The sequence below is a fragment of the Acidovorax sp. 62 genome, assembly GCF_002754495.1.
In the GTDB taxonomy this organism is placed as follows: Bacteria; Pseudomonadota; Gammaproteobacteria; order Burkholderiales; family Burkholderiaceae_C; genus Acidovorax.
Genome location: NZ_PEFJ01000001.1, coordinates 1,280,920 through 1,304,906, shown reverse-complemented (window position 1 = coordinate 1,304,906; position 23,987 = coordinate 1,280,920). Strand labels below are relative to the sequence as shown.

Below are 23,987 nucleotides of genomic sequence, written 5' to 3'. Positions count from 1 at the left end.
GCTCCTGGGGTGTCTGGTTCAGTGGCGTGAAACGGGCGAGTCAATCAAGCGTGGCTGGGCTGGCAGGCGCGCAGCGGTGCGGGCCAATCGGCCTGCAGAGCCCACTCGCGCATGGCGTCGATGTCCGGGGCCAGGTAGCGGTCTTGCTCCAAAAAGGACACGCGCTGGCGGATAGCGGCGAATTGCGCTTCGATCAGGGGCGAGGATTTCAGCGATCTATCGAACTCCATGCCCTGCGCAGCAGCCATAGCCTCCACGCCCACCACCACCGCGGCGTTGTTCACCATGTCGGCCAGGCGGCGGGCGCCGTAGGTGGCCATGGAGACATGGTCCTCCTGGTTGGCGGAGGTGGGCAGGCTGGTCACGCTGCTGGGGTTGGCCAGGCACTGGTTCTCAGCGGCCAGTGCGGCAGCGGTGACCTGGGCAATCATGAAGCCGGAGTTCACGCCACTGTCGCGGATCAGGAAGGCTGGCAGGCCCGACAGGCCCGTATCGAGCAGCAGGGCCATGCGGCGCTCGGAGATGGCGCCGATCTCGGCCACGGCCAGCGCAATGATGTCGGCCGCAAAGGCCACAGGCTCGGCGTGGAAGTTGCCGCCAGAGATGACTTCACCCGTGTCCGTGAACACCAGCGGGTTGTCCGATGCGGCATTGGCCTCGATGCGCAGCACGCGTGCAGCATGCTGCAGGTTATCGAGGCAAGCGCCCATCACCTGCGGCACGCAGCGGATGGAATACGGGTCTTGCACCCGGCCGCAATTGGGGTGCGATGGGTCGATTTCGCTGCCCTCCAGCAGCCCGCGCACAGCGGCGGCCACGGCGATCTGGCCCAGTTGGCCCCGTGCCTCGTGGATGCGGGCATCGAACGGCTTGACCGAGCCCTTGATGGCTTCGAGCGACAGACAGCCCGCCACCAGGCCTGCGGCCAGCACGTTCTCAGCCCCAAACAGCCCGGCCAGTGCCAGTGCGGTAGACACCTGGGTGCCGTTGAGCAAAGCCAACCCTTCCTTGGGGCCCAGCACAAAGGGCTGCAAACCGATGGAGCGCATGGCTTCTGCCCCCGACACGACCTGGCCGTTCACCTTGGCCTGCCCTTCGCCAATCAACACACACGACAGGTGCGCCAGCGGCGCCAGGTCGCCTGACGCCCCCACCGAGCCCTTGGCGGGAATCACCGGCAGCACATTCGCATTGGCCAAGGCCAGCAGTGCATCCACGATGGCAGGGCGAATGCCCGAGTGGCCGCGCGCCAGACTCACCGCCTTGGTGGCCAGGATGAGCCGCACCACGCCGTCGGGCAGCGCATCGCCCGTGCCCACGCTGTGCGACAGCACGAGATTGCGCTGCAGCTCGGCCAGGCGGTCATGGGCGATTTTGGTGCTGGCCAGCTTGCCAAAGCCGGTGTTGATGCCGTAGACCACCTGGTCCTCGTCCACGATGCGCTGCACCACGGCCTGGGCAGCCTGCATCCCTGCGAGGGCGCCCCCGTCCAGCTGCAAGGCCACGCCGCCTGCATGGATGCGGCGCAGCGCGGCCAGGGTGACGGAGCCCGGCACCAGAGTGATGGCGGCGGGGGAATGGGAGGCCAAAGGTGTGGAAGTGGTCATAAGTCTCATCCTGTATATACAGGTTAGTATCAGCGAAAAAATGGCATTTGAAAAGGGGTGAAACCTGTGGTGGTGGCAGCAGTGCTGGTTCAGCCAGCCGCCGGGTTCCCATCGGCCCGAAAGCGACTGCCCAGCCGGTAGCGCGACGCCGGGTGCAGGCAGCGCACTACGGTGATGGGCACGCCACGCGACCAGGTGCGCCGCGTGAGCAGCAGGCAGGGCTCGGTCGCAGGCATCTCCAGCAGCGCAGCCTGCTCTGCGGTGGGCATGACGGCATCAACCACATGTTCGACCTGGTCAAAGGGCACGTTGCGCACCAGGTATTCCGACGGCTGCAGTTGCGTAAAGTCTTGCACCGCAAATTGCGGCACCTGGCGGGGGTTGACGTGGCGGTCTTCCAGTTGCACTGGCAGACCGTCTTCACGGTGCACGCACAGCGAATGGAACACCGACTCGCCGGTGCGCAAATCCAGCGCGGCCGCCACTTCGAGTGATGCAGACACCCGCTCCACGGCGAGCACATCGCAGCGGTAGTCATGCCCGCGCTGGCGAACCTCGCTGGCCAGGTTGGCAATCTGCAGCAGTGTGGACTGGGGCTTGTCTTCGGCCACAAAGCTGCCCACCCCGGCCACGCGCACGATACGGCCCTGCTCTACCAGTTCGCGCAAAGCGCGGTTTACCGTCATGCGCGAGATGCCGAACTGGGTGACCAGCTCGCTCTCGGACGGCAGCCGGTCCCCCGCGCGCCAGGCGCCCTCCTGGATCTTGCGGGCGATGAAATCTTTGACCTGCTCGTACAACGCCATGGCCTGGGTGGCTGCGGGCGCAGGCGCCGCAGCCCGGGGCTTGTCCGCCCGCGAAGACGTGGCAGGCGCACGGGCAGGCGATGCAACCGGGGCCCGCGCAGCAGGCGCAGTGGTAGAGCGGGCTTTGGCAGAAACTGCGGGGCGGCGAGGAGAACGGGCAGGCATGGGCAGGTCAGGGGTCAGTACAAATCGGCAGCCATGGATTCTGCGCGAATCTCCTCGGTCAACCGGGCCTTGAGGTCCATGAACTCGGGGCTGGTCTTGATCGTGTAATGGCGCGGGTGCGGCAAGTCCACCGCCAGCTCGGTCTTGATGCGACCGGGCCGGGCGCTGAACACGGCCACGCGGTTGGCCATGAAGATGGCTTCGTCGATGTCGTGGGTGACAAACAGCACGGTCTTGCGCTCGGCCTCCCAGATGCCTAGCAGCAGCTCTTGCATGAGCACGCGGGTCTGGTTGTCGAGCGCGCCGAAGGGTTCATCCATCAGCAAAATCTTGGGGTCGTTGGCCAGCGCGCGCGCAATGGCGGTGCGCTGCTGCATGCCACCCGACAGCTGCTTGGGAAAGTGCTGCTCGAAACCGCGCAGCCCCACCTTGGCGATGAAGTACGCGGCGCGCTCTTTCTGCTGCGCCTCGGGCATACCGCGTTCGCGCAGGCCAAAGCGGATGTTCTGCTCGATGGTGAGCCAGGGGAACAACGTGTAGCTCTGGAACACCATGCCGCGCTCGGGCCCGGGGCCTTCGACCGGTGCGCCATCGAGCAGCACACGGCCGCTGGTGGCGTGGTCCAGCCCCGCGACGATGCGCAGCAGCGTGGACTTGCCGCAGCCCGAGGGGCCGAGGATGGTCACGAAGTCGTTGTCGCGCACTTCAAAGTCCACCGGTTGCAGCGCCTGGGTGCGCTGGCCCTTGGCGGTCTCGAAGACGCGCGAAACGGCTTGAATGGATACGCGGCTCATCGCACAAAACTCCAGGCAAACAGACGGTGGTTGAGCGCCTTGAAGGCGAAGTCGGACACCAGCCCGATGAGGCCGATGATGATGATGCCGAAGATGATCTGGCCGGTGTTGAGCAGCGACTGGCTGTCGGTGATCATGTGGCCGATGCCGCTCGACGAGCCGATCAGCTCGGCCACGATCACATAGGTCCAGGCCCAGCCCAGCACCAGGCGCAGGGTCTCGGCGATCTCGGGCGCGGCTCCGGGGATGAGCACGCGCGTGACGATGCCCTTGTGGCCCGCGCCCAGCGTGTACGCAGCCTCCACCAGATCGCGCCGTGCACCGCCCACCGTCACAGCCACCATCAGCGTGATCTGAAAGACCGAGCCGATGAAGATGACGAGGATCTTCTGTGCCTCGCCAATGCCCGCCCACAGAATGAGCAGCGGAATGAAGGCTGACGCGGGCAGGTAGCGGCAGAACGAGACGAAGGGCTCAAAGAAGGCCTCAATGCCCTTGTAGGCACCCATCGCTATACCCAGCGGCACGGCGATAACGGCGGCCAGGATGAAGCCGCCGAACACGCGCCACACCGTCATGCCGATGTCCTTGTGAAAGCCGTATTCGCTGAACAGCAGCCAGCCCTCCTTGGCCATGGTGACAGGGCTGGCCAGGAACGTGGGCGACACGAAGCCGCCCAGCGTGAAGAACGCCCACACCAGCACGAACAACACAAAAAAACCGAAGCCCAGCAGCCAGCGGGCACGGGCGCTCACGGGCTCCAGAGGGGCCAGTGAGCGTCGGCGCGCGGGGGCCTTTGGCGTGGTCACAGACAGGGGTTGCACAGCAGACATGGCGCGCTCTTCTTCCTGCTCTTATTTGATGAAGCTCGCGTCGAACGTGACGGCCAGATCCTCAGGCGCCTTGCGGATGATGCCCGCCTCCAACAAGATGGCCGTGGCGTCCTTCATGAAGGCGGTCAGCTCGCCCGCAAAGAACTTCTGGTTGGCGGCCTTGTCCTGCCAGCGCAGGAACGACGACGACTTGGCGAACTGCTCGCCCGTCTGCTTGACCGCCGCGCCCATGATCTCGTTGGACTTGGTCGGGTCGGCCTTGATCATGTCCAGCGCCTGGAAGTACGAGTTGGCCAATGCCTGTGCGGCCTTGCCGTTGGCCTTGAGCCAGGTGGGGTCGCAGCCCACGGTGTCCATCACCATGGGGTAGTCCAGCGTGGTGGCCAAAATCTTGCCCGCGGCAGGGTTGTCACGCACGGTGGAGAGATAGGGCTCGTACGTCATGGCAGCATCGTTCTGCCCTGCCACGAAGGCCTGCGCGGCGGCCTGGGGCGACAGTGTGGTGGTCTTCACGTCCTTGAGGCTCATACCGTTCTTGCTGAGCATCCAGGCCAGGCCAAAGTACGGGGCGGTGCCGGGCGCGTCCACGCCGATGGTCTTGCCCTTCAAGTCCGCAAAGTTCTTGATGTCGCCGCGCACCGCAATGCCGTCGGCGCCGTAGGACTTGTCCATCTGGAAGATCTGCACGATGGGCACGCCGTTGGCGTTCCACGCCACATGCGTCTCAACCGTGGTGGCCGCGCACTGGATGGACTTGGACGCCAGGGCCAGGTGGCGGTCCTTCTGCGGGATCATCTTGATCTCCACATCCAGGCCGTTCTTCTTGAAGATGCCGGCCTTGTCGGCCAGGGTGAGCGGTGCAAAGCCCGTCCAACCGGACATGCCCAGCACGATTTTGGTGTCTTGCGCCTGTGCGGGCAGGGCCGCAGTCAGGACACAAGCAGCGGCCGCAGCCAGCGTTGCCATCTTCACAACCAATCGAGTCATCATCTGCTCCTGTCTGAATAAAAGTCCATCGCCTACCCCGCCCGGCGTTGCCGCAGCACCAGGGTGCCATGATGGCATTGCAGCCATACCTGTCTATACAGGGTAAGTACCGACAATGCCCTGCCATCCAGGGTGAACACATTCAGCAAGAACAGGGCCAGCCCAACGCGCGCAGGCTGCCATGGGATCACCAACGAAAAAACGCTACGTTTTTAATAGCTGCCAGCGCTTATTCTGATTGCGCCACATGGCATTTTGATTGAAAAACTGAGGGCACAGCACTGCCACCCAGCCCAGACATGGCGCACCGTGCAGGTGCATGCCCAGGGCGCACCACGCTGCATCCCTGACCAGGAGGCACATACAAGCGCCCTACCCCACCCGTGGCAGCGCCACCTGCACCTCCAGGCCCGGCTTGGCATTGGCAATGTGCAACCAACCGCCGTGGGCCTGGGCCACCAAGCGGCACAGGTACAAGCCCAAGCCCACGCCCCCGGTGGCGCGCTGGCGCGCCGTGTCGGGCCGAAAGAAGGGCTCTGCCAGGCGGCCCAGGTGCTCGTCTGCCACGCCGGGGCCAAAATCGCGCACCCGCAGCAGCACGCCGCCAGACGCGTCCAGCGTGCAATGCAACTCGGGCGGCGGCGCGGCAGGGTCGCTGTGGCGCAGGCTGTTGTCCAGCAGATTGCGCAGCAGCAGACGCACGCGCGAGCGGTCCAGCGCCATCAGCGGGGCCGGGTGCTGGGGCGCGCGCCCCTCGGTGGGCTTGCCAGCCAGACCACCGCAGTCCATCACCACCCGGATGTGGGCGGCAGCGGCGTGGCGCACGCTCAGTTCCTCCACCACCTCGCGGGCCAGTGCGGCCAGGTCGGTCGGCTCACGGTGCAACGCCGCGTGGCGGCCAGCCAGGCGTTCGCTTTCCAGCAGGTCAGAGATCAATCGGGCCATTTCGCCCAGGTCGCGCAGCAAGGCGTCGCGCTGCGCCTGGGTGTCTGCGCTTTCAGGCAGCAGCTCGGTGTTCAGGCGCGCCCGGGTCAGGGGGCTGCGCAGTTCATGGCTCATGGCCAGCAGCAGTGCACGCTTGGCCTCCAGCATCTGGTGGATGTCTTCTCCCATGGTGTTGATGGTGGCGGCCAGTTGCCCCAGCTCATCGGGGCGGCGGGTGCTGCGCAGTGGAATCGGCTGCGCAAAATCGCCCGCGCCAAAGCGCTGTGCGCCCCGGCGAATGTCGTCCAGCGGGCGCAGCAGGTAGCGCACGTAGGCATAGGCCAGCGCCGTCAGCAGCAGCAGCACCGTCAGCGTCAGCCAGGCGATGCGGGGCTTTTGGTCCCAGGTCATGGCGTTCAGGCCGAACACGATGGTGTGGCCGTCGGCCGTCACGCGTTGCAGCAGCTTGTGTCCATCGGCCTCGGACAGCCAGCGCTTGTCGGTCGCGCCTTGCCTGCGCATCCATTCGGGCCGGGGCTGGTCGGGGTGCGAGTCCCATTTCACCACCGGCCCCTCGATGTGCATGTGGATGGGCAAGCGCCCCACGATGGCCTGGGCGCGCTCAATGCTGGGCGGGGTGCCCACCTCCTCCACCAGCCGGTCCACATAGTCCATGAGCAACGGGCGAGCAGCCTCGCGCCAGCCGATGGCAATGGCTTTTTGAACGCCTCCCATGAAGGTGATGGCCATGGCCAAGGCCAGCAGCAAAAACACCAGCACCAGCCGCAATCGCAGCGAATACCCTACGGCATCGCGTGCGCGGCGGTGCCAGGGGCAAAAGGGTGCGGGGCCGCAGGCGCTTTCTTCACCGCCGGGGTGGTCCGCCGCATACCGCCCTCTGCGCCAACGGGGGGGCCTGGTCCGCGCAGTTCGCTGGTCGCTCATGCAACCACCCTGCGCAGGGCCAGCGAGTAGCCCGCATTGCGCAGGGTTTTGATGCAGTCCAGCGGCTCCAGCTTTTTGCGCAAGCGGCTCACCACGATGTCCACGGCGCGGGTGTACAGCTCGGCGTCGTGCCCGCGCAGCTGGTTCAGAATGTCGTCGCGGCTGAAGACGCGGCCTGGCTCGCGCGCCAGCAGGTGTAGCAAATCGAACTCGGTGCCCGTCAACTCCAAGGTCTGGCCTTGGCGCACCACGCTGCGGCGGGCCGCATCGATGCTCAAGCCGTCAAACCGGATCACATCCCCCGCCTCGCCCACACCGTTGCCACGCCGCCTGCGCAGCACGGTTTGCATGCGTGCCACCAGCTCGCGCGGCTCAAAGGGTTTGGGCAGGTAGTCGTCCGCGCCCAGTTCTAGGCCCACCACACGGTCCATCACATCACCCCGCGCTGTGAGCATGACGATGGGCAAATCGCTTTGCTTGCGGATGGTGCGGCACAGCTCAAAGCCATCCATCTCCGGCAGCATGACGTCCAGGATGGCCGCATCAAAGCCGCCTTGCCCCAACCGGGCCAGCCCGTCACTGGGGCGCAGGGCATGGGTCAGCGCCATCTCAAACCGCTGGAAGTAAGTGGTCAGCGGGGGGCCCAGCTGTTCATCATCGTCAATGAGCAAAATGCGGTGCATACCGAATTTTCACACTGCGGCAATGTCCGCAACGCCTGCCAGCGCACGGTGCCGCAAAATCATACGGCGCAGCCGGGCTTGCGCAGTGCCATGGAGTTGATCAAAGTGGTCGGCCGCGTCCAGCAAAGCGGGCAGCAGGCTGGCCGCCACATCGGGCCTGCGAGCCACCAGGCCCATGGCATGGCCCCGATCAAACCGGGGCCCCCACACCAGGGACATCAATTCATCGTGTGGCTCCTCCAGCCCAGCGAGCAACTGGGAGCCATGGGCGCGCAGGCCTTTGGCCAACTGGTGAACCGGTTGCATTGCAAGGTGCATGGTGCGCTCCTGAGAAGCTGTTCAAACTGTCAGCCGTGCGATGCCATCCAGCCACGGCGGCGCTGCATCATGTCGCGCACTTTCTGCTGCTGGGCGGGTTGCAAGCTGTCATAAAAATCGCCCAGCGCAGCAATCACGGTGGGGCCACCGGCCTGCACGGCACGGGTCTTTTCGTCGAGCAAGGACTGCGCAGCCAATCGGTCAAACCGCTCGCCCGCTACCAGAGCCTGCACCTGCGCACGGGGGTCACCTGCCGCACCGGCCATGGCCTTGCGCTGGGCCAGCAGCACATCGGTCAGTGTCTGCAGCTTTTGCTTTTGCTCGGCATTCAAATCCAGCTTGCTGCCGATGCGCTCGACCATCTTGCCCTGCATCTGGGCCATCTGCTCGGGGCTGGCATCGTGGTGCCAAGGCCTTGCGCTAGAGCAGGCCGTGAGCCCACCCAAGGCAATGCTGGCGCCAAACACAGTGAACAGGGATTTCTTGATCCAGGACTTCATGACAGGACTCCTCACAACACAGCGTTGAACATGAACGCCATGGTGCCGCCCGCGCTGGCAACCGTCGTCTCTGGGCAGTTTCGGTTTATTGCGTTTTGTTTCAGCGCCCAGTTGCCCTTGCTGCGTGCAGGCGCTGCCTCAAGGCTTGTCCGCCACTCACACGCGGGTCCGGGTCACGCCCCCATCGCCAGGGAGTCACACAGCGCCAGCAACTGCCCGGCCTCGGGCTCGGGCAACTGGCCTGCGCGCAGCAAGGTCGCACGCTGCACACCGCGCAGGCGGAAGTACAACTCGTCCTCCAGCGCCTCCACCTCGGCAGCGTCCGCGCTGAGCAGGGCTGCCGGGTTCCACAAGCCACTCTCGTTCCAGCCCGTGCGCAAGCGGCCCAACAAGAACTGCGCCAAAGCCAGCGCGGTCTGCATGGCAGGCAACTGGGCCACTTGGGCCAGCGCCAGCACCCGCTGCTCTGCGCCCGCCAGCACATCACCCAACGCCGCCAGCCGTTGTTCAATCTCGCTGGCCTGTAGCACGGCAGACTGCGGCGGCTGAGCGCCCGCCGCTTGGGTGATCTTGCCCACCCAATGCAAATCAAACTCGCCAGGCACCGCACGCAGCGCCACACTGGCATGCAGCAAGTGGCTGTACGGACTGCGCAGCGCATTGAGCGTGGCCTCGGTCACTGCCAGCAAACGCCCTTGCGGAGACATCTTCCCGCCCCCCAGTGCGTTGGGATAGCCGGACTGGTCCAGGCGCTCATGGTGTTCGGCAATCGCCCGCGCCACCTCTGCCGGGTAATTGGTGAGTTGCGCCACCAACAAATAGCCCACATGGGGGTGCACGACCAATTGCTGGTAGCTGGCAAAGTCCAAATCGCGGTCCGCTTCGGCCTCGCCATGCAGCGGATCGATGTACATCTCGCCCACATCGTGCAACAAGCCACTGAGCAAGGCCAAACGCACGGCCGCGTCGTCCCCTCCATCCGCCGCCATCAACGCCCCGTTGAGCGCCATGGCCGCCACGGCATGCGCGTAGTGCGCAGGCCGTGCCGTTTGGGCCGCCGTCAGCAGCAACTGGGCCACAGGGTGCAGCGTGAGCCCACCAACCAAGGCCAGCAAACGCGGGGCGTGGGGCTGCAACACAGGCACCAGCGGCGACGCACTCTGCAGCACATCCTGCACCGCCTGCACCAAGCCCGCCACCGACACGCCGTCCTCGGCAATCAGGCTGGTCTCCAGTGGCTGGCGCAATTCGCGGTCCAACAACCTGCGCTGCAACGAAGCAGACACCGGCTGGTTGCCCGCCCACAGCTTCACGCCGGAAATGTCGTAGATATCGGTGGCCGAGATGATGCGGCGGGTTTCGCCAGCTTCCAAAATCGTGGCCAGCGCATGGGGGTTGGCAGTGCCAAATGCGCTACGGCTTGCAGTCGTCGATGACGTCATGGAGAGTCTCCCCAAAGCTTGGTGCGCTGATTATCTGCCCGAGCACCGCAATTGCATCAGCCAAGCCGCGCAAATCACTCACACACCTTGCCGCACAACAACGGTTTGCCCCAACCAGCGCAAACCCGGATACAGCAACGAGCGGCCATGCTGGAGAATGGAGGCGCAAAGAAAAAAGCCCAAGTGACGAATCACTTGGGCTTTATCTTGGCGGAAACGGATGTTATCGACCTTTGCCAAGCTGTTTAACCCGCTGGATCGCACGCTTCACAACCGACGTGCTTACTCCGTATTTTGTAGCTAAACCCGCTTGCGTTATGCCGCCTGCAGCGTATTCCGCTACAAGCGCCGCTTCATCATCGGAAGGCAATGCGCGAACCCTTCCCGGCAACCTCCCCCGCGCCCTTGCAGCTATCTGGCCTGCAATAGATCTCTCCCGAATCATTGACCGTTCGAGCTGGGCGACCGCTCCCAGAATCTGAACGACAAACACGCCCATGCTGTTGGTGGTGTCCAGCGGCTCTGTGACGCTCTTGATCGTTGCGCCGACTGTTTCGAGCTGGCGAAGGATGGCCAGCAGGTCGAAAAGGCTTCGGGCTATGCGGTCAATCTTGTAGACGACCAGGACGTCGCCCTTAGCCAGGCTGGCCAAGCACCTGGCCAGCTCTTGACGCCCACGCCTTGAGGCACCACTTGCCTTCTCCTGATAAATGTCAGTACACCCAGCCTTAGCCAACGCATCAAGCTGTAGCGCAGTGTCCTGGTCTTGTGTTGACACTCGCGCATACCCAATAAATGCCATTTTTCCCTCCTTATGGGAAGAAATTTAGACTGCTTCCCAATTGTGAAACGGTCGAAATGGCGGCCCTATGTTCTGTAAGTTTTAAGTCAGGTGTCAGAGCAGTGTGCAAGGGTCTTTCGCATGGGGTACGGGTTGCACGACGGCCTTACATGGTGCCCTGCGGCCCCATACCCCCGCCCCAAACCTGCGACACAAGGTCTCCGGTCCGGGTCCCCATTTGTCTATCAGGAAGGAGGCGAATCAGCGCTCAACGCCCAGGATTCGGAACATCTCGGCAAACTGAGCGAGGTACACGAAAGAAGCAAAACAAGCGCCAGAGACAAAGGCGAGGAAAAAGCCGCTTATGCCACGCGCTCCACCGCGGGAATAGTGAAAAACGTACACGGCAGCGGTAAAGCCGGACAGCAGAAGGCAGGCTAAAACGTTAAAAGGCATGAAGCATTGTGACGCGCCGCCATGGGGCGTCCTGTAAGGATGCCCCGTTTGTCCATCAAAAGGCTGGGTTGACGCTCTAGCTCAGAAAAACACGAATAGAGCGGAGAACGTGCCGGATGGAGCCGCCCCCCAAAAGGAGCCCGGCAACCGCCACGGCAACGGCAATGACCGCGAGACCGGCGACATAAAAAAGATCAGTCACGACAGACAAAAGCGAAGCGTACACGGGAACCTCCTTTTAATGAATTCAGGGCTGCGGCTGGCGAATGACCTGCAGGAGCACCAACAGCTCAGAGGCCGAGGTATTCGAGCTGGTGGAAGACATCCAGCCAGGCAGGAACGGCAGACCGGACGAGCTGGCATCGTGCTTAGTGTCCACCAGGCCACCAATTACAACAACCTCATCTCCAAAAACGTCCAGGTCTGTTTTTGCTTCGCGCTTTAAGAGCGTTGGGCTGTTGTTGACGCCGGTATCAGTGCGCACAAAGCTGCTCACCTGCTGGGAGAGAGTAAGGCGTACGGCGTCGCGAAAGACCTGGGGGGCCAGGTCAAAGATGATGCCACTTTGCCGGTAGTCCACGCTTTGCAGCGTGCCGCCCTGGGCGTTAGTGGTGACAGCTCCAGCGGTGGGCACTTCCTGGCCTACGACCAGGCGGGCAGAGCCACCGGAACGAACAGCCAGGCGCGGAGCGCTCAACACTTTAAAGCGGCCATCGGTGTTCAGGGCACCCATGACGGCCTCTAGGCCGCCGAGCTTGACTCCCAGGAACTCGCCACCGGGGCGGGTGCCGAGGTTGGCAGTGACACCAAATTTGCCGCGCAGGATGTTAGCCGCCAGGTGGAAGGCGCTGCCTTCGCTTTTGCTGGTGCTGACCTCGTAGATGGCGCCCTGCACGCTCACAACTTCGGCGGCGCGATCCACTTGCTCCAGGAACGCCGTGAGGGTCTGTCGGTCCTTTTGGGTACCACGAAAAACCAGCATTCGGTCGTCCTTGTCCATCACGGAGAGCGCGGAGCCTGGCGCGGCCTGGGTGGGTTGTTGCTGGGAGGTGCGCGACGAGCTGCGGCCCGAGGAAGCTAGGCCCTGTTCCCTGGGCTGGGGAGCGGAAGCGGTGGACACGCCACGGTGCGAGGTGAAGCCATCGGGAGCGACGACGCCCCCGGCCAGCTCGCGCAGAGCTGCGGCGCTTTGGTAGCGGGGCCAATAGATCATGGTCTCTTTTTCTTCCTCCTTTTTGTCTTCCGCGATGGCTTCGGCCTGGCGCGACATGAAGAGGGTTCCAGCCTTGTCTTTGGTGGCGTAGCCGAGGGTTTCGAGCCAGCTATCCATGAAGCCGGGAAGCTGACCAGGTAGGCCAGTCCAGCGCAGTGAAACGGGGCGCTGATCGGCTACCAGGTCAGGCGAGAGCACATAGCTGGCGGGCGAGATTTCTTTGTAGACCAGGTGCACGACCTGGGCCAGGCTGACGGCCTGCAGGTCGATGACCACAGGGAGCTTTTCCGGGGGAATGGGTGCGCCTGGTGGCGTGGTCTGGGCGGCTGCGCCAAAGGCAACAGCCAGACCAAAGACAAGGGATGCAACACGCTTTTTCATTTGCCCACCGTGAAGGCTTTGTTTTCATTTGCTGATGATCCACCTGCGCCCGCTGCGGGACCTGACCAGGCGCTGATTTGTTCGCCTTCGACCATGGCGCGGCTATCCCATCCATAGCCGACAAATAGGGCCGGGTCTTCAACGCGCACGCGGCCAGCCTGGCCGGTCAATACGGCACGTTCGCCGCGTGCTGTAACGATACGGCCAGCGAGGCGCCAATCCTGGCTCTGTACGAGCTTGGGCGGTGCCGGTGGTGCCGAGGGTGCAGGTGTGGTCTTTGCGGCGCCTGCAGGGCCGTTTGCTGGCGTGGCTGTTGCCTCTTCAGTGGGTGCGGGCTTCTTTGGGCTGTACCTCGAATAAAGGTGATTGATACCCCAGCCACCCAGCCCGAAGAGAACAAAAACACCCGCGACCATGGCCCAGTTGCGGGGGTCTTTGAGGATGTTCTGGCGGCCATCGATCGCCAGCTCTTTGCCCGACCCTGCGGCGTAGCTGCTGTACAGGCCGAAGATAGCCGGGTCGTAGGCCTTCTGCCAGGTGTTAGCGCGTGCGCTGATCTTTTGATTGGTGCCCTCGAACATGTCGAGGCGATAGCGCTTGTTCAGTCCTACGGTCTTGAGCTTGTGCGTGCGAAATGACAGCTCGACCACCGATTTCACGGTACGGTGCAGGTCGCCAATGGACTGCAGCATGAGCGCCAGGTCGCAACTCACTTTGGTTACGGGGTCCGTGTAATGGCGGTGCTCACGCAAGAAAACTTGGGTGCTGGTCTTGATCTTGGTGGACGTGCCGAAGAAGCGCCAGGCCTCGTCGATGCACACCATGTCGCCGCCCTTCACCGTAGCGTTTTCATCGCCATCACGGCAGGGGAAAAAATCATCGGAGCTGATCTGTTCATTGGTGACCAGGAGCAACTCACCCAGCTCGGCGTCTGGGTGCTTCTCGTGCACATAGGCTCTGATCTTTTCGTAGTCCAGGCCTTCCACGTTGGTGACCACACGACGCCCGCGAAGCAGGGCCGGGAGGATGACGAAGCCAACGACCTCATAAGTTTTGCCGGAGCCCATAAGGCCCGTGTATGCGTTGATGGGCATGGGTCAACCAATCACGGGAATGCGGCGGATCATGAAGCGAAGCACCCAGGCGCTGATGATGGCGGGCAAGCCCACGTCGAAGTGCACCAGGTCCAGGAAGTACCACATGCCAGGCGGGATGCCAGCGAGGGCACCGGACATGGCCTGGCCGTTGGGCAGGCGGTCCACCAACACAGACAAAAACTCGGTGGTAACGAAGAACAGCGCGAAGAACACGAAGAACTTGGCGATGACCGAGCGCACCAAAAACGACAGGGTGGCATTGAATGCCGAGAACAAGATGCCGTACATGTCAGGCCCCTAAAACGATGATGAGCGCAGCGATGGACCAGCCCACCAGAGCGGCAGCGCCAAGCGGCCCGCGTTGGCTTTCCAGCAGCTCGCAATGCTTGGTTGTTCCGTGGTCCTGGCCGAAGAACGGAACCACAAAGGACGGGCATTGCGAGGTATGTCCGGGCACCTGAAAGTTACGCAGAGAGGGGAACAAATCAAAGATGGGCGCCATGATCTGCGCGGCCGTAGGGATGCCCTCTAAGGTGGGCTGCGCAATGGCGGGATTAGGGCCTAAGTCAACGGTGCTGCCTGTGCCTGTGCCGGTTCCTGTACCTGTGCCGGTACCAGTGCCTGTACCGGTGCCTGGCGCGGCGCTCACAGGCGTGATGAATGACGACAGGGGGACCACCTCACCAGGTTGTGCGGCGGCGGTGAAATCGGCGGCGGTGATAGGGAAGTAGTTGATGCCTTGATAGCCTGCGCGGTTGGCTGCTGCGGAGAACATGGCGTTAGCGATCTGCGCCAGGCTGGCCGCTGTGACCGGATGGGAGCCTGCGAGCGGATACCGCTCGATAAAGTCGTTGAGCGTCTGAGCTTGGCTGAACGTCGGGCGGTTCAGGACCACATCGATGTTGAAATTCTCTGTGACAGGCTGCGCAGACAGGTAAGACCCGGCACCGTCAAAGCTCTGCTGCTGGTATCTCAGGGTAGTGGGGCAGCGGTAGTTATTGAAAATCGAGCTGCCTGCAAATCGCGCGTCGTAGCAGCCGCCGTAGTCCACGGACACGTTGGAAATGATGCTTTCATAGAAGGCCCGGCCCTGCACGTCGGGCTGATTGGTGGTAACCATGGAGAGGGCCACCAGGCGGGCGGCGACATAGGCTTTTGCGCACTCCTTGGGGTCGTTGCACCCCACCCCAATACTTTGATATTGCGTGCCGTAATTGAAAGTGCTGGAAGGCATTTCCGGCAGGCTGCGGCAAGCGTTTATCAATGCATCAGGGCCGGTACCGCCGTTCAGTACCGGACAGAGGTAGGTACGAAAGCCCGAAGCGTTGAAGACCGTCGAAAAGCTACTCCCGGCGATGGGGAGGTAACCCGGCTGGCCATCCCACCGGGGCGAGGTGGGAAACGAGGTATCCCCCGGATCTGCGGGCAGCGATTGCTTGGTGGGCGTGTTGCCGTAACTCGCAAAGACACTGCCGGAGGTGGCCGAGAGCGAGAACGTAGCCAGGTCGGTACCGATGGTGTTCACGTTAACGGAGCTAGCCATGCTTGCCAGGGTGGCGACGCCTGCAGTGACGTTCGCGTGAAAGTTGGCCGCTGCGTTGATCGTGTAGCCCTCGACTGCCGTCCAGTTCTCACCAGCAAGGGCAACCAAGGCCAGGCCGGTACCGGCTGCAACATTGGTTGCTGTGAGCTGTGCACCAACCCGAGTAGCGGCGATGACAAAAGCGCGGGCCATCATCGTGGCGGCGGGTATCAAGATAACAGCCACGGGAACGGCACGGGCCTGCATGACCGGATTCCAGATGAGCGCGAAGGCCACCAGGTGGGCGACGAAGCCACGGTAAACGCGGCGGAAGTAGCGGCGGCAGAGGTAGGCGAGCAGGAGCAGCATTTAGGCCCTCAGAACGACGAGAAGGGCCGCAGAGGCCCAGGCAAACAGGGAGAGCACCCCAAGGGCTACCCGCTGGCCTTCGAGCAGCGCGCAATGCTGATCGACATGGAGCGTGGAGCCGAAGACCGAGGGGGTGAACTCGGGGCACTTGATGGCGTAGCTGCCAGGTGACCAGGCAGAGAGCGACGGGAAAAGGTTCCAGAGGGAGGCAAGCACGGTGCTGCCGTTGATGTCTTCAAGGCTTGGCGCTGGAACGCCGGGATTAGGGCCGAGGTCCAGGCCATTGCCACCGGTTCCGCTGCCTGGGTTTGATGGTGGCGCGGCTGGTGCAGTGGACGCAGGAGGGTCCAGCGGATCGGCCAGGCTGGATACCTTCACCAGCGTGTTGCCGAGCACGGCCAGGGCGTCGGCTTTGCTGACGATGGTGTATTTGACGCCCCGGTAACCGTCGCGCTGGGTGCCCCACCAGTACATGCGGTCAACCAGGCGCACCAGGCTATCGAGGCTAAGCACATCGTCTGCAAAGCGTGGATCGCAGGCCAGGAACTGCGGGTATTTGGTGGCGCCTGGGCAGGTGATGGGGATGGGGTTCAGCGAGATGTAGCGGAGGAAAGAGCTTTCAAAGTCCCCGGCCACTGTGAACATGTGCCACAGCGTGGAAGTGGTGTATTCGTACTGCTGCGAATAGATGCAAGTCAGGCCGGTAATCATCCCAAAGGACAGGTATGCATATTCGCTGGTGTCGTTGCACGTGCCGGAGGGGGAAACCTTGTAGTTGCCCCAGTACTGGCCGAAGTCGTCGTAACCGCTGCGCCGGTACTTATACGTAGCGTTGTAAAAGAACATGGACACAGCCGCTTGAACACAGTCCGAGACCTGATTGCAAGCGACCATCCAGGGCTGGCCGGAATCTCGATAGAACCAGCGGTATGTGCCTGGCGTGTAGTTACTGAGTACCGAGCAAGAGGCGGTGGAGCTGGTACAGAGGTTCGTGTAAGAAACAACCCCGTTTTTAAGAGCAGGTAGGTTCTTGAAAGCAAACTGCTTGTCAGGCTCGTAAATACGAGCTGGCGCCCCGCGTGGGCCGATATAGAACGGGGTGCTGTACGCGGGCTTCATGCGGTAGGTGAAGCCGCGTGCTTCGCGCTCAACGGCGACCATGAGCAAGCCGCTGGCGAAGGTGTAGGAGACGGTTTCGCCGTAGATTTTTTGCGCCGCCAAATGGGGCACGAAGGACATGTAAGAAAACGCATTGCCGCCAATATCGGCATTGGCTTTGACGGCTGACTGCTTGGCATATTGAACGATGCGGCGGAAGCTCTCGGCCTGGTCGATGTTCTCGGTTCGTGCGGGCTTGGCCCTGGCGACGGCGGCGGCGATGATCTTTTCTGCAGCTTCGCCAAAAGGCATGTATTTGCGCTGTGAGTCCAGCTCGGGCATGGTTTGCTGTGCCAAAACTGACCAGGCAGAACAAACCAGCACAAGCAACAGAGCAAGGGCTTTCACCACTCCAAGCCCTTGATCAATGCGCCAGCGGCACACAGGCCAGTGGCCCATGCGCTGATGATGTAGAGGTCGTACATATTGCGAAGGTCCAAAAAAAAACCCTCCCAAAATCAACCCTGCGCGCCTTCGGTGCTCGGGTCGTTTTGGGAGGGAGTGGATCAGCGGCGGATGAAGCCAAGCACAGTGCGAACACCGCGCATGGTCACGTACAGACCCGCGACAACAGCGGCCACAGCCATCATGGCGGCGATAGCTTCCACGAAGGTGACGGAGGACGTCAGCGGGTCGTAGGCACTTGCTGCAGATGCAGGACCAGCCAGCATAGACAGCAGGCCGAAGACAGCGGCCAGGACGGCGCTTTGCTTGAGAAATTTCATTTTTCTAACTCCAGGTTGAAAGCCCTTGCGGGCGGGAAATTTGCGACAGGTGCCGCAAATGCTTTACCGACGACTACGCGATTTGTCGTAGTAGTACTGGTCTTTTTTGGTCCAGGTGCGGTAGGTGGCCTTACCGTCCTGGTCGTACTCTTCGTACTGGTAACCCACGCGAGGGCGCGAAGAGTCCACACCGGAAATGAAGTCCAAAACGGCGGAGACGCCACGCTGAAAAACAAGTAAACCGGCAATGACGGAGGCCACGGCCATAACGGCCAGAATCACCAAAGCGGTGTGCTGTTGCAGCACTCCTGTAATCAACGTAGTGAATGCATCCATCAACATCTGAAACCCCCGATCAGTTCAAGAAAATTCGCTTTCTTCGCCCTTAATGAGCCGCAGCACTGCGCCAACGCACTTGCCTGCACACCAGATGCCGATGACCAGGCCGAAAGACATAAAGAAGGTTTCGCGCATCAAATCGGCATCAGGAACGCCGGTTTTTGGCATCGCGTTAACTTCGGCAGTGGTCATAAGCAGGTGTGTACCTGTGGGGCATTGGTAAGAACCAGCCGTCAAGGTGGCATCACCAACCGACCAAGGCAGCACGCGATAGCCAGACACAGAAGCAGCAGCAGAAGCGCCGCCTGGGACCGAAGCCTCGAAATAAATACAAGTAGCCATACAACAGCCCTGCGCGCAGGGCTGGCACCTGGTCACTCGATAGCGTCGAGGGTCATGTCGATGGGGGTAACCATCGTGGTTTCGCCGGTCTCTTTGTCGGTGCTGCGGAAGGGCTTGCGGGCGTAGCCGCCCAGGGTGGCGAGCTGGGCCACTTCTTCGCCTTGCTGGCCCAGGCGCTGCTTGCTGCGAACCTCTACGGTTTGGGGGCGGCTGTAAGGGTCTGGTGCGGGGGTGATGATCCGCGTGTAGGTGGTCTTGTCGTGGCGGCGCACGGCGTCGATACGGCCCTTGATGAGCACTTGCATGGGGCCGATCTTGGCTGGGGATACTGCTGCGTTCATTGCTTTTTCCTCTTGATTTCGGCCTGCAACTCGGGCCATGCGAGGCCGGACGATGCTCCGGCGGGCTCTACCTTTTTCGGTAGTCCAATGACTCTGATTTCTTCGACCAGGTCGGCGCTGCTGACGCCTGTTTGCGCCTGGGCGGCGTGGAAATATTTGCCGTAGCAGCGCTGTGCGTGGTACAGGCCGTGGGCCAGGCTGCCGCGTGCTTCTTCGCGTGCTGTGGGGATTTCTTCGGCTGCTGCTTGCAGCATGTGCGCGAGCGCTGGATAAGCCCCGGTGAAGTACTTGTCGGGGTTGGTGAGCACGTCCAGCGGGATTTCGCGGTCGCGGTTGCCGAGGCGCACTTCGTAGCGCGTCCAGTCGCTGTCGGGCATGTTGAGCTGGCGCCCTTTTTCATAGACGCAAAGCGTCTTTCCGTTCTTGAGTTTTCCAACGTACACGGTGCGTCCTTTCGTGCCTGATTCGTGCCAAGCGCCCTGTGTGTCCAGTTCAGGGTTTCGCCCACGGTTGATAAATGCGCCGGTTTCGTAGAGCGTGAGTGCGTCGTCTACGGTGTATTCGCCATTGAGGAAGTCGACTGCCAGGTCTACGCGTGAGAGCGTGGCGCCGAGGCCTTCCAGCAGCTCCTGGAGGCTGGGCCAGTCGTTGACCATGCCGCAGCCTTTGCCGTTGAGCTGGAGCAGCCAGCGGCCCTTCTGTGATTCGCCGCCGAGGGCGATGGAGCCGATTTCGACCTTCGCGCCATCGTCTAGGCGCGCCTGCAGGCGGTGGCGCTCTGTGAAGCCGAATAGGCCGCCGTCGAGCACTGTGGTGATGGTGCAGCTCACCAGTTCGTTGATGAACTTGATGAGGCCTGCGAGGCTCATCGTGGGCTTGTCGAAGGTGGCGTTCAACCAGTCGATCTTTGCGGCAAGAGGGGCCGCATCAGTGGTGCCTTCGAGGCCACGGGAAACAGAACTTTCAACCCGTGTTACAGCACGGGTTGCAGGCGCTGCGGCGCCTGAAAAAACCGGGCGCAGGCGCCAAGACAAGACCCCCGCCCCTGCGGATGGGGGGGAGTCGTGGAGGGCTTGGGCTGTAGTCATTGGGCGGCGGCTGGTTTGCTCACGCGAGCAACCAGGGGGGAGTCAAAGGACACGACCAGGCCGAGCACGCGAATGGCGGCGACGTAGTCGTTAAAGGCCTTGGGGTTGGTATAGGTGCGCGTGGTCTGGCCGTTGGCCAACATGCCTGGCAGGCAGTGAACGGTGAACACCGTGCACTTGCATGCGTCGTCACCGATGGGGCAATTGCAGTTGAAGCAATAGGGGGCGGTGCTGCGTGGGGCGCTGTACATGGACAGCATCCCGGCGCCGGATTGGACGAGCTGGCGGCGGTTCATGCGCGGCGAGCCTCACGGACAGATCGCGAGGGGTGGTAGTAGCCAAGGCACTCGCCGTAACAAGCAACAGTCCAAAAGCCCAGAGGCTGGGCAAGCTCATCAAGGAAAGGAGTGCCAGCACGCCCATAAACAGGGTCTGCTGCTGTAGGCAAGGTGCCCGCCCCCTGCCCAGCGTCGGCTGGAGCCGCCAAGCTTTCACCGGGCTGTTGAGTGGCAGGGGTCGGGCAAGTGGGTTCCCCGTGGCGGGGATAGGTGTTTGACATGGCGGCTCCAGAGGTGATCCATGGAGCCGCCCTGCTTCTGGCGGTAGGTCGGGCTGTTGAACACTGCGCGCTGACCGGGTGGCTCAATGGATAATTGCCAATAAGCAAACGTTCACAAATTGGCAACCGGATAGTACACCAAAGGTTTACAAAATGGCAACTCTTGAAAACTTGGCAGCGCTGATAGACGAAGCATCGGCAGCGGCAGGAAGCCAGGCAAAGCTGGCAGAACTGCTAGGACTGCACAAAAGCCACATCACGCAGATGAAGCAAGGCACACGGAGCGCGAACTGGAGGGTGCGGGGAAATATGCGCGTGATCCTGGGTGAAGACCCGACTCACGCTTTTGTGGCTGCTATGGCCGAGGACTTGGCCGCGTCAGAGAACGCGGACGAAAAAAAAGCTGCAGATGGTTTTGAGGCCATGCTTGCAGCTTTTCCTTCTGATTGGCGGAAACGGAGGGATTCGAACCCTCGATGAGGCTCTACACCCCATACTCCCTTAGCAGGGGAGCACCTTCGGCCACTCGGTCACGTTTCCAATCCAGCTATTATGCCTCATTTTTAGCGCCTCTCAGCGAAACTCGAACGTCAGGCAAACGGACGGACGTTGGATCGAATGCGTTGCGCAGCCCGTATCCGATCTGCTCGGACTGTGTTTCATTGATCGTTTTTGGCGATGCAGTTTCCAAAGCGAGAGCCTCTGCAGCCGTTGACCCCGCACTCACAGGCCATGAGCACACGCCCCTGCGGGCGCTCCTACAAAGCCTAGGTGCAACACCAATCCAGAATCGGCCCCTGACGGACAACAAAGCCCCGCCCTACCTTGAGCCGCAATCGATGCCCTCGGGTGGTGCAGGCGGCCACTTGGTCCAGCAGCTCGGCCAATTGGGCGGCTGAGGGTGTGGTGTGGTGGTGCACACGCAGCCATTGGCGAAGCACATTGGCTTGCCGGGCCCGGCTCAGCGCTTGCAAGGCCTTGATCTGTGGCGGTGCGCCAATCAGTAGCAAGTCTTGCTGGGCGACTTCTTGCAGCAATGCATCGGCCTGAGCGGCGTGGGATGCGGCGCGGCCAAAGGTGTCGCGGAATGCGGGGAAGGCAGCCTCCAGCGCAGGCAAAAGGCGTGCGCGGATCAGATTGCGGGTAAAGCGCTCGTCGCTGTTGCTGGGGTCTTCCACCCAGGTCTGCCCACTCTGGCGCAGCCAGTCGCGCACTGCGCTGCCCGGCACCTGCAGCCAGGGCCGGTACCACGGCCGACCTGCGCGCTGCCACTGGGCGGGCATGGCGGCCAGGCCCGCGACGCCTGCGCCTCGGGAGAGCGCCAGCAGCATCGTTTCCACTTGGTCATCGGCATGCTGCGCCAGTGCTACCGATTTAATAGCACCCAGCGCTGAATCTTCGGCCAATGCAGCGTCAAAGGCCTGGTAACGCGCCTGGCGCGCAGCGTCTTCAGGGCTCTGCCCGCTGGCGTGGCGGGCATCCACCCGCTGCACCACCAGGGGCACCTGCAGTGCGCTGCACAACTGCACGCAATGCGCTTCAAACACCGCAGCCGCAGCCTGCAAGCCGTGGTTGACGTGGATTGCCCGCACTTGGCCCGGCCACTTCTGGGCCGCCGCCACCAGCAATGCCGTGGAGTCCGCACCGCCACTCAGTCCAACAGCCAAGGGCAACTCCGGGTTGAAAGCGGCCATTGCCGCATCGACAGACAGCGTCATGCTAAACCCGCCCTTCCCGACATGCCCAGCAAGGGACTGACCCACACAGCCACAAAGGCCGACACAAATACAAAGGCCCCTTGCGGGGCCTTGGCATGGGGGCGATGAAAACAGCCCATCGCAGTCATGTGCGTGCGCTCAGCGGCTGTCGGCCTTGGTATCGCTGAAGCGGCCGTAGCTTTGCAGACGCTCGTAGCGGCGGTCGAGCAAATCCTTGGTCTTGAGGTCTGCCACTTGGCGGAAGGCATCGCCCAGCGCGCGCTTCAGGAAGGCCGCCATTTGCTTGTGGTCACGGTGCGCGCCGCCCACGGGCTCGCTCACGATTTTGTCCACCAAACCCAAGGCCTTGAGGCGGTGGGCGGTGATGCCCAGGGCATCAGCCGCTTCCTGCGCCTTGTCGCTGGTCTTCCAGAGGATGGAAGCGCAGCCTTCGGGGCTAATGACGGAGTAGATGGCGTACTGCAGCATGACGACCTGATCAGCCACGCTGATGGCCAGAGCGCCGCCCGAGCCACCTTCGCCAATGATGGTGGTGATGATGGGCACTTCCAGCTGCGCCATCTCGAAGATGTTGCGGCCAATGGCCTCGGACTGGCCGCGCTCTTCGGCATCAATGCCCGGGTAGGCGCCGGGCGTGTCCACAAAGGTGAACACGGGCAGCTTGAATTTCTCGGCCGTCTTCATCAGGCGCAGCGCCTTGCGGTAGCCCTCGGGCTTGCTCATGCCAAAGTTGCGCATGGCGCGCTCTTTGGTGTCGCGGCCTTTTTGATGGCCCATCACCATGCAGGCGTGGCCGTTGAAACGGGCCAGGCCGCCCACGATGGAGAGATCGTCCGAGTAATGGCGATCGCCATGCAGCTCGACAAAGTCCGTGAAGATATCGCGCACGTAGTCCAGCGTGTAGGGACGCTCGGGGTGGCGCGCAATCTTGGTGATCTGCCAGGGACTCAGCTCACTGTAGATGTCCTTGGTGAGCTGCTGGCTCTTCTTGCTCAGCTGGTCGATTTCTTCAGAAATATCGACAGCGCTTTCGGTCTGCACGTAGCGCAGTTCTTCGATTTTGGACTCGAGTTCGGCAATCGGCTGCTCGAAATCCAGAAAGGTTTTTTTCGCCAACGTTTTTCTCCTTAGGTCGCGCACTGCGGGGCGGCCACAAATGGCACGCAATGTAACCGATGCCGGGCAACGGTCAGTTGTCCACCATCAATCGGCGACGGGTGCGGGGTCCAGCGACCGCCAAATATACCAAGTTGCCACACTGCACCAAGGCTTCCAGGCCTCGGCCACTTCACGGGCGTCACTGCGGCTGACCAATTCGCCAGAAAAGTAATTCTGGCTGATGCCCGTGATCAAGCCTGGGTCGTCCAGCGGCAGCACATTGGGGCGCTGCAGATAGAAGATCAGGAACATCTCGGCCGTCCAGCGGCCTATGCCACGGATGTCCACCAGCTCGGCAATGATCGCCTCGTCGTCCATGGACTCCCAGTCCTTGACGTGCAGCTTGCCATTGTCAAAGTGCAGCGCCAAATCCACGAGGTAGTCGATCTTGCGGGCCGACAGGCCTGCCGCACGCATGTCGTCCACCTTGAGCTTGAGCACATTGGCCGGGCTCAGTTGGCGCGACAGTGCGGCAAACCGTTCCCACACGGCCTGTGCGGCCTTGACCGAAGCCTGCTGCCCCACGATGCTGCGCGCCAGCGTGGTGAAGGCATCGCGGCGGGTTTGCAGCGCTGCATCGCCAAATTGGGGGATCAGGCGCTTCATCACCCGGTCTTTTTTGACCAGGTGCTTGCACGCCTCGGCCCAGTAAGCTGGCGTCGTCAGCACGGGCGAAGCCTCAGGGGCATCGATTGATGCTATTTTTTTAGTAGCTGCCACCGCTCATCCAGTCTGC

At 62.3% G+C, this 23,987-nt stretch carries 26 protein-coding genes and 1 tRNA gene; 1 reads left to right on the top strand and 26 read right to left on the bottom strand.

Translation table 11 applies throughout. The features are described 5' to 3' along the window. Positions 1 to 44 precede the first annotated feature (44 nt). The 22 genes from hutH to CLU86_RS05720 form a co-directional block, all read right to left on the bottom strand. The gene (gene hutH, locus CLU86_RS05830; RefSeq protein ID WP_099740974.1) at positions 45 to 1,607 is read right to left on the bottom strand and encodes a histidine ammonia-lyase; all 1,563 of its coding nucleotides are present in this window, start codon (positions 1,605 to 1,607) and stop codon (positions 45 to 47) included. 89 nt (positions 1,608 to 1,696) lie between these two features. Beyond that, on the bottom strand, positions 1,697 to 2,578 hold the full coding sequence (gene hutC, locus CLU86_RS05825; protein ID WP_099740973.1) for a histidine utilization repressor: 882 nt from the start codon (positions 2,576 to 2,578) through the stop codon (positions 1,697 to 1,699). A 14-nt stretch (positions 2,579 to 2,592) separates the two neighbouring features. Then, the gene (locus tag CLU86_RS05820; protein WP_099740972.1) at positions 2,593 to 3,372 is read right to left on the bottom strand and encodes an ABC transporter ATP-binding protein; all 780 of its coding nucleotides are present in this window, start codon (positions 3,370 to 3,372) and stop codon (positions 2,593 to 2,595) included. Next, a complete protein-coding gene (locus tag CLU86_RS05815; RefSeq protein WP_099740971.1) occupies positions 3,369 to 4,205 on the bottom strand; it encodes an ABC transporter permease in 837 nt (278 codons plus the stop codon). The genes CLU86_RS05820 and CLU86_RS05815 overlap by 4 nt, the downstream gene beginning before the upstream one ends. 21 nt (positions 4,206 to 4,226) lie before the next feature. Next, entirely contained in the window at positions 4,227 to 5,192 is a 966-nt protein-coding gene (locus CLU86_RS05810) for an ABC transporter substrate-binding protein (RefSeq protein ID WP_099743332.1), read from the bottom strand. Positions 5,193 to 5,564: 372 nt separating this feature from the next. Further along, positions 5,565 to 7,061 (bottom strand): cell wall metabolism sensor histidine kinase WalK, encoded by a 1,497-nt coding sequence (locus CLU86_RS05805; protein WP_099740970.1) that lies wholly within the window; start codon positions 7,059 to 7,061, stop codon positions 5,565 to 5,567. Continuing rightward, a complete protein-coding gene (locus tag CLU86_RS05800; RefSeq protein ID WP_099740969.1) occupies positions 7,058 to 7,744 on the bottom strand; it encodes a response regulator transcription factor in 687 nt (228 codons plus the stop codon). Before CLU86_RS05800 ends, CLU86_RS05805 begins: the two co-directional genes overlap by 4 nt. A gap of 9 nt (positions 7,745 to 7,753) precedes the next feature. Further along, a complete protein-coding gene (locus CLU86_RS05795; RefSeq protein WP_099740968.1) occupies positions 7,754 to 8,062 on the bottom strand; it encodes a hypothetical protein in 309 nt (102 codons plus the stop codon). A 29-nt stretch (positions 8,063 to 8,091) separates the two neighbouring features. Further along, positions 8,092 to 8,562, bottom strand: a complete 471-nt coding sequence (locus CLU86_RS05790) for a Spy/CpxP family protein refolding chaperone (protein WP_099740967.1) — start codon at positions 8,560 to 8,562, stop codon at positions 8,092 to 8,094. Between the two features lie 173 nt (positions 8,563 to 8,735). Beyond that, positions 8,736 to 10,004: an HD-GYP domain-containing protein gene (locus tag CLU86_RS05785; protein ID WP_099740966.1), complete on the bottom strand. Its 1,269-nt coding sequence runs from the start codon at positions 10,002 to 10,004 to the stop codon at positions 8,736 to 8,738. 223 nt (positions 10,005 to 10,227) lie between these two features. Continuing rightward, positions 10,228 to 10,806, bottom strand: coding sequence for a recombinase family protein (locus tag CLU86_RS05780; RefSeq protein ID WP_099740965.1), 579 nt, complete (start codon positions 10,804 to 10,806; stop codon positions 10,228 to 10,230). Positions 10,807 to 11,488: 682 nt separating this feature from the next. After that, the gene (locus tag CLU86_RS05770; protein ID WP_099740963.1) at positions 11,489 to 12,835 is read right to left on the bottom strand and encodes a type II secretion system protein GspD; all 1,347 of its coding nucleotides are present in this window, start codon (positions 12,833 to 12,835) and stop codon (positions 11,489 to 11,491) included. Then, positions 12,832 to 13,929 carry a zonular occludens toxin family protein gene (locus CLU86_RS05765; RefSeq protein ID WP_099740962.1) on the bottom strand — a complete coding sequence of 366 codons (1,098 nt, stop codon included), beginning with the start codon at positions 13,927 to 13,929 and terminating at the stop codon, positions 12,832 to 12,834. Before CLU86_RS05765 ends, CLU86_RS05770 begins: the two co-directional genes overlap by 4 nt. Positions 13,930 to 13,932: 3 nt before the next feature. Next, positions 13,933 to 14,220 (bottom strand): DUF2523 family protein, encoded by a 288-nt coding sequence (locus CLU86_RS05760; protein ID WP_099740961.1) that lies wholly within the window; start codon positions 14,218 to 14,220, stop codon positions 13,933 to 13,935. A 1-nt stretch (position 14,221) separates the two neighbouring features. Further along, positions 14,222 to 15,823 (bottom strand): hypothetical protein, encoded by a 1,602-nt coding sequence (locus CLU86_RS22560; RefSeq protein WP_143226668.1) that lies wholly within the window; start codon positions 15,821 to 15,823, stop codon positions 14,222 to 14,224. Continuing rightward, positions 15,824 to 17,263, bottom strand: a complete 1,440-nt coding sequence (locus CLU86_RS05745) for a hypothetical protein (protein WP_143226667.1) — start codon at positions 17,261 to 17,263, stop codon at positions 15,824 to 15,826. Positions 17,264 to 17,487: 224 nt separating this feature from the next. After that, entirely contained in the window at positions 17,488 to 17,706 is a 219-nt protein-coding gene (locus CLU86_RS05740; protein WP_099740957.1) for a hypothetical protein, read from the bottom strand. Positions 17,707 to 17,769: 63 nt separating this feature from the next. Further along, a complete protein-coding gene (locus CLU86_RS05735) occupies positions 17,770 to 17,988 on the bottom strand; it encodes a hypothetical protein (protein ID WP_143226666.1) in 219 nt (72 codons plus the stop codon). A 78-nt stretch (positions 17,989 to 18,066) separates the two neighbouring features. Continuing rightward, the gene (locus CLU86_RS22795; RefSeq protein WP_158236314.1) at positions 18,067 to 18,237 is read right to left on the bottom strand and encodes a hypothetical protein; all 171 of its coding nucleotides are present in this window, start codon (positions 18,235 to 18,237) and stop codon (positions 18,067 to 18,069) included. A gap of 182 nt (positions 18,238 to 18,419) precedes the next feature. Then, a complete protein-coding gene (locus tag CLU86_RS05730; RefSeq protein WP_099740955.1) occupies positions 18,420 to 18,728 on the bottom strand; it encodes a single-stranded DNA-binding protein in 309 nt (102 codons plus the stop codon). Next, positions 18,725 to 19,597 carry a replication initiation factor domain-containing protein gene (locus CLU86_RS05725; protein ID WP_158236313.1) on the bottom strand — a complete coding sequence of 291 codons (873 nt, stop codon included), beginning with the start codon at positions 19,595 to 19,597 and terminating at the stop codon, positions 18,725 to 18,727. Before CLU86_RS05725 ends, CLU86_RS05730 begins: the two co-directional genes overlap by 4 nt. Before the next feature lie 215 nt (positions 19,598 to 19,812). Then, a complete protein-coding gene (locus CLU86_RS05720; protein WP_099740953.1) occupies positions 19,813 to 20,112 on the bottom strand; it encodes a hypothetical protein in 300 nt (99 codons plus the stop codon). Positions 20,113 to 20,528: 416 nt separating this feature from the next. On the opposite strand from CLU86_RS05720, the gene CLU86_RS05715 reads away from it, so the two are divergent. Continuing rightward, positions 20,529 to 20,855, top strand: a complete 327-nt coding sequence (locus tag CLU86_RS05715; protein WP_099740952.1) for a hypothetical protein — start codon at positions 20,529 to 20,531, stop codon at positions 20,853 to 20,855. On the opposite strand, the gene CLU86_RS05710 is transcribed toward CLU86_RS05715, so the two are convergent. From CLU86_RS05710 to CLU86_RS05695, 4 genes are all read right to left on the bottom strand, one after another. Beyond that, positions 20,823 to 20,915 (bottom strand) — tRNA-Ser (locus CLU86_RS05710). The genes CLU86_RS05715 and CLU86_RS05710 overlap by 33 nt on opposite strands. Positions 20,916 to 21,142: 227 nt before the next feature. Beyond that, positions 21,143 to 22,093, bottom strand: coding sequence for a tRNA lysidine(34) synthetase TilS (tilS, locus tag CLU86_RS05705; RefSeq protein ID WP_099740951.1), 951 nt, complete (start codon positions 22,091 to 22,093; stop codon positions 21,143 to 21,145). 138 nt (positions 22,094 to 22,231) lie between these two features. Then, entirely contained in the window at positions 22,232 to 23,209 is a 978-nt protein-coding gene (locus tag CLU86_RS05700; protein WP_099655235.1) for an acetyl-CoA carboxylase carboxyltransferase subunit alpha, read from the bottom strand. An 87-nt stretch (positions 23,210 to 23,296) separates the two neighbouring features. Further along, complete coding sequence (locus tag CLU86_RS05695; RefSeq protein WP_369803809.1) at positions 23,297 to 23,971, bottom strand: DNA-3-methyladenine glycosylase; 675 nt, start codon at positions 23,969 to 23,971, stop codon at positions 23,297 to 23,299. Positions 23,972 to 23,987 lie beyond the last annotated feature (16 nt).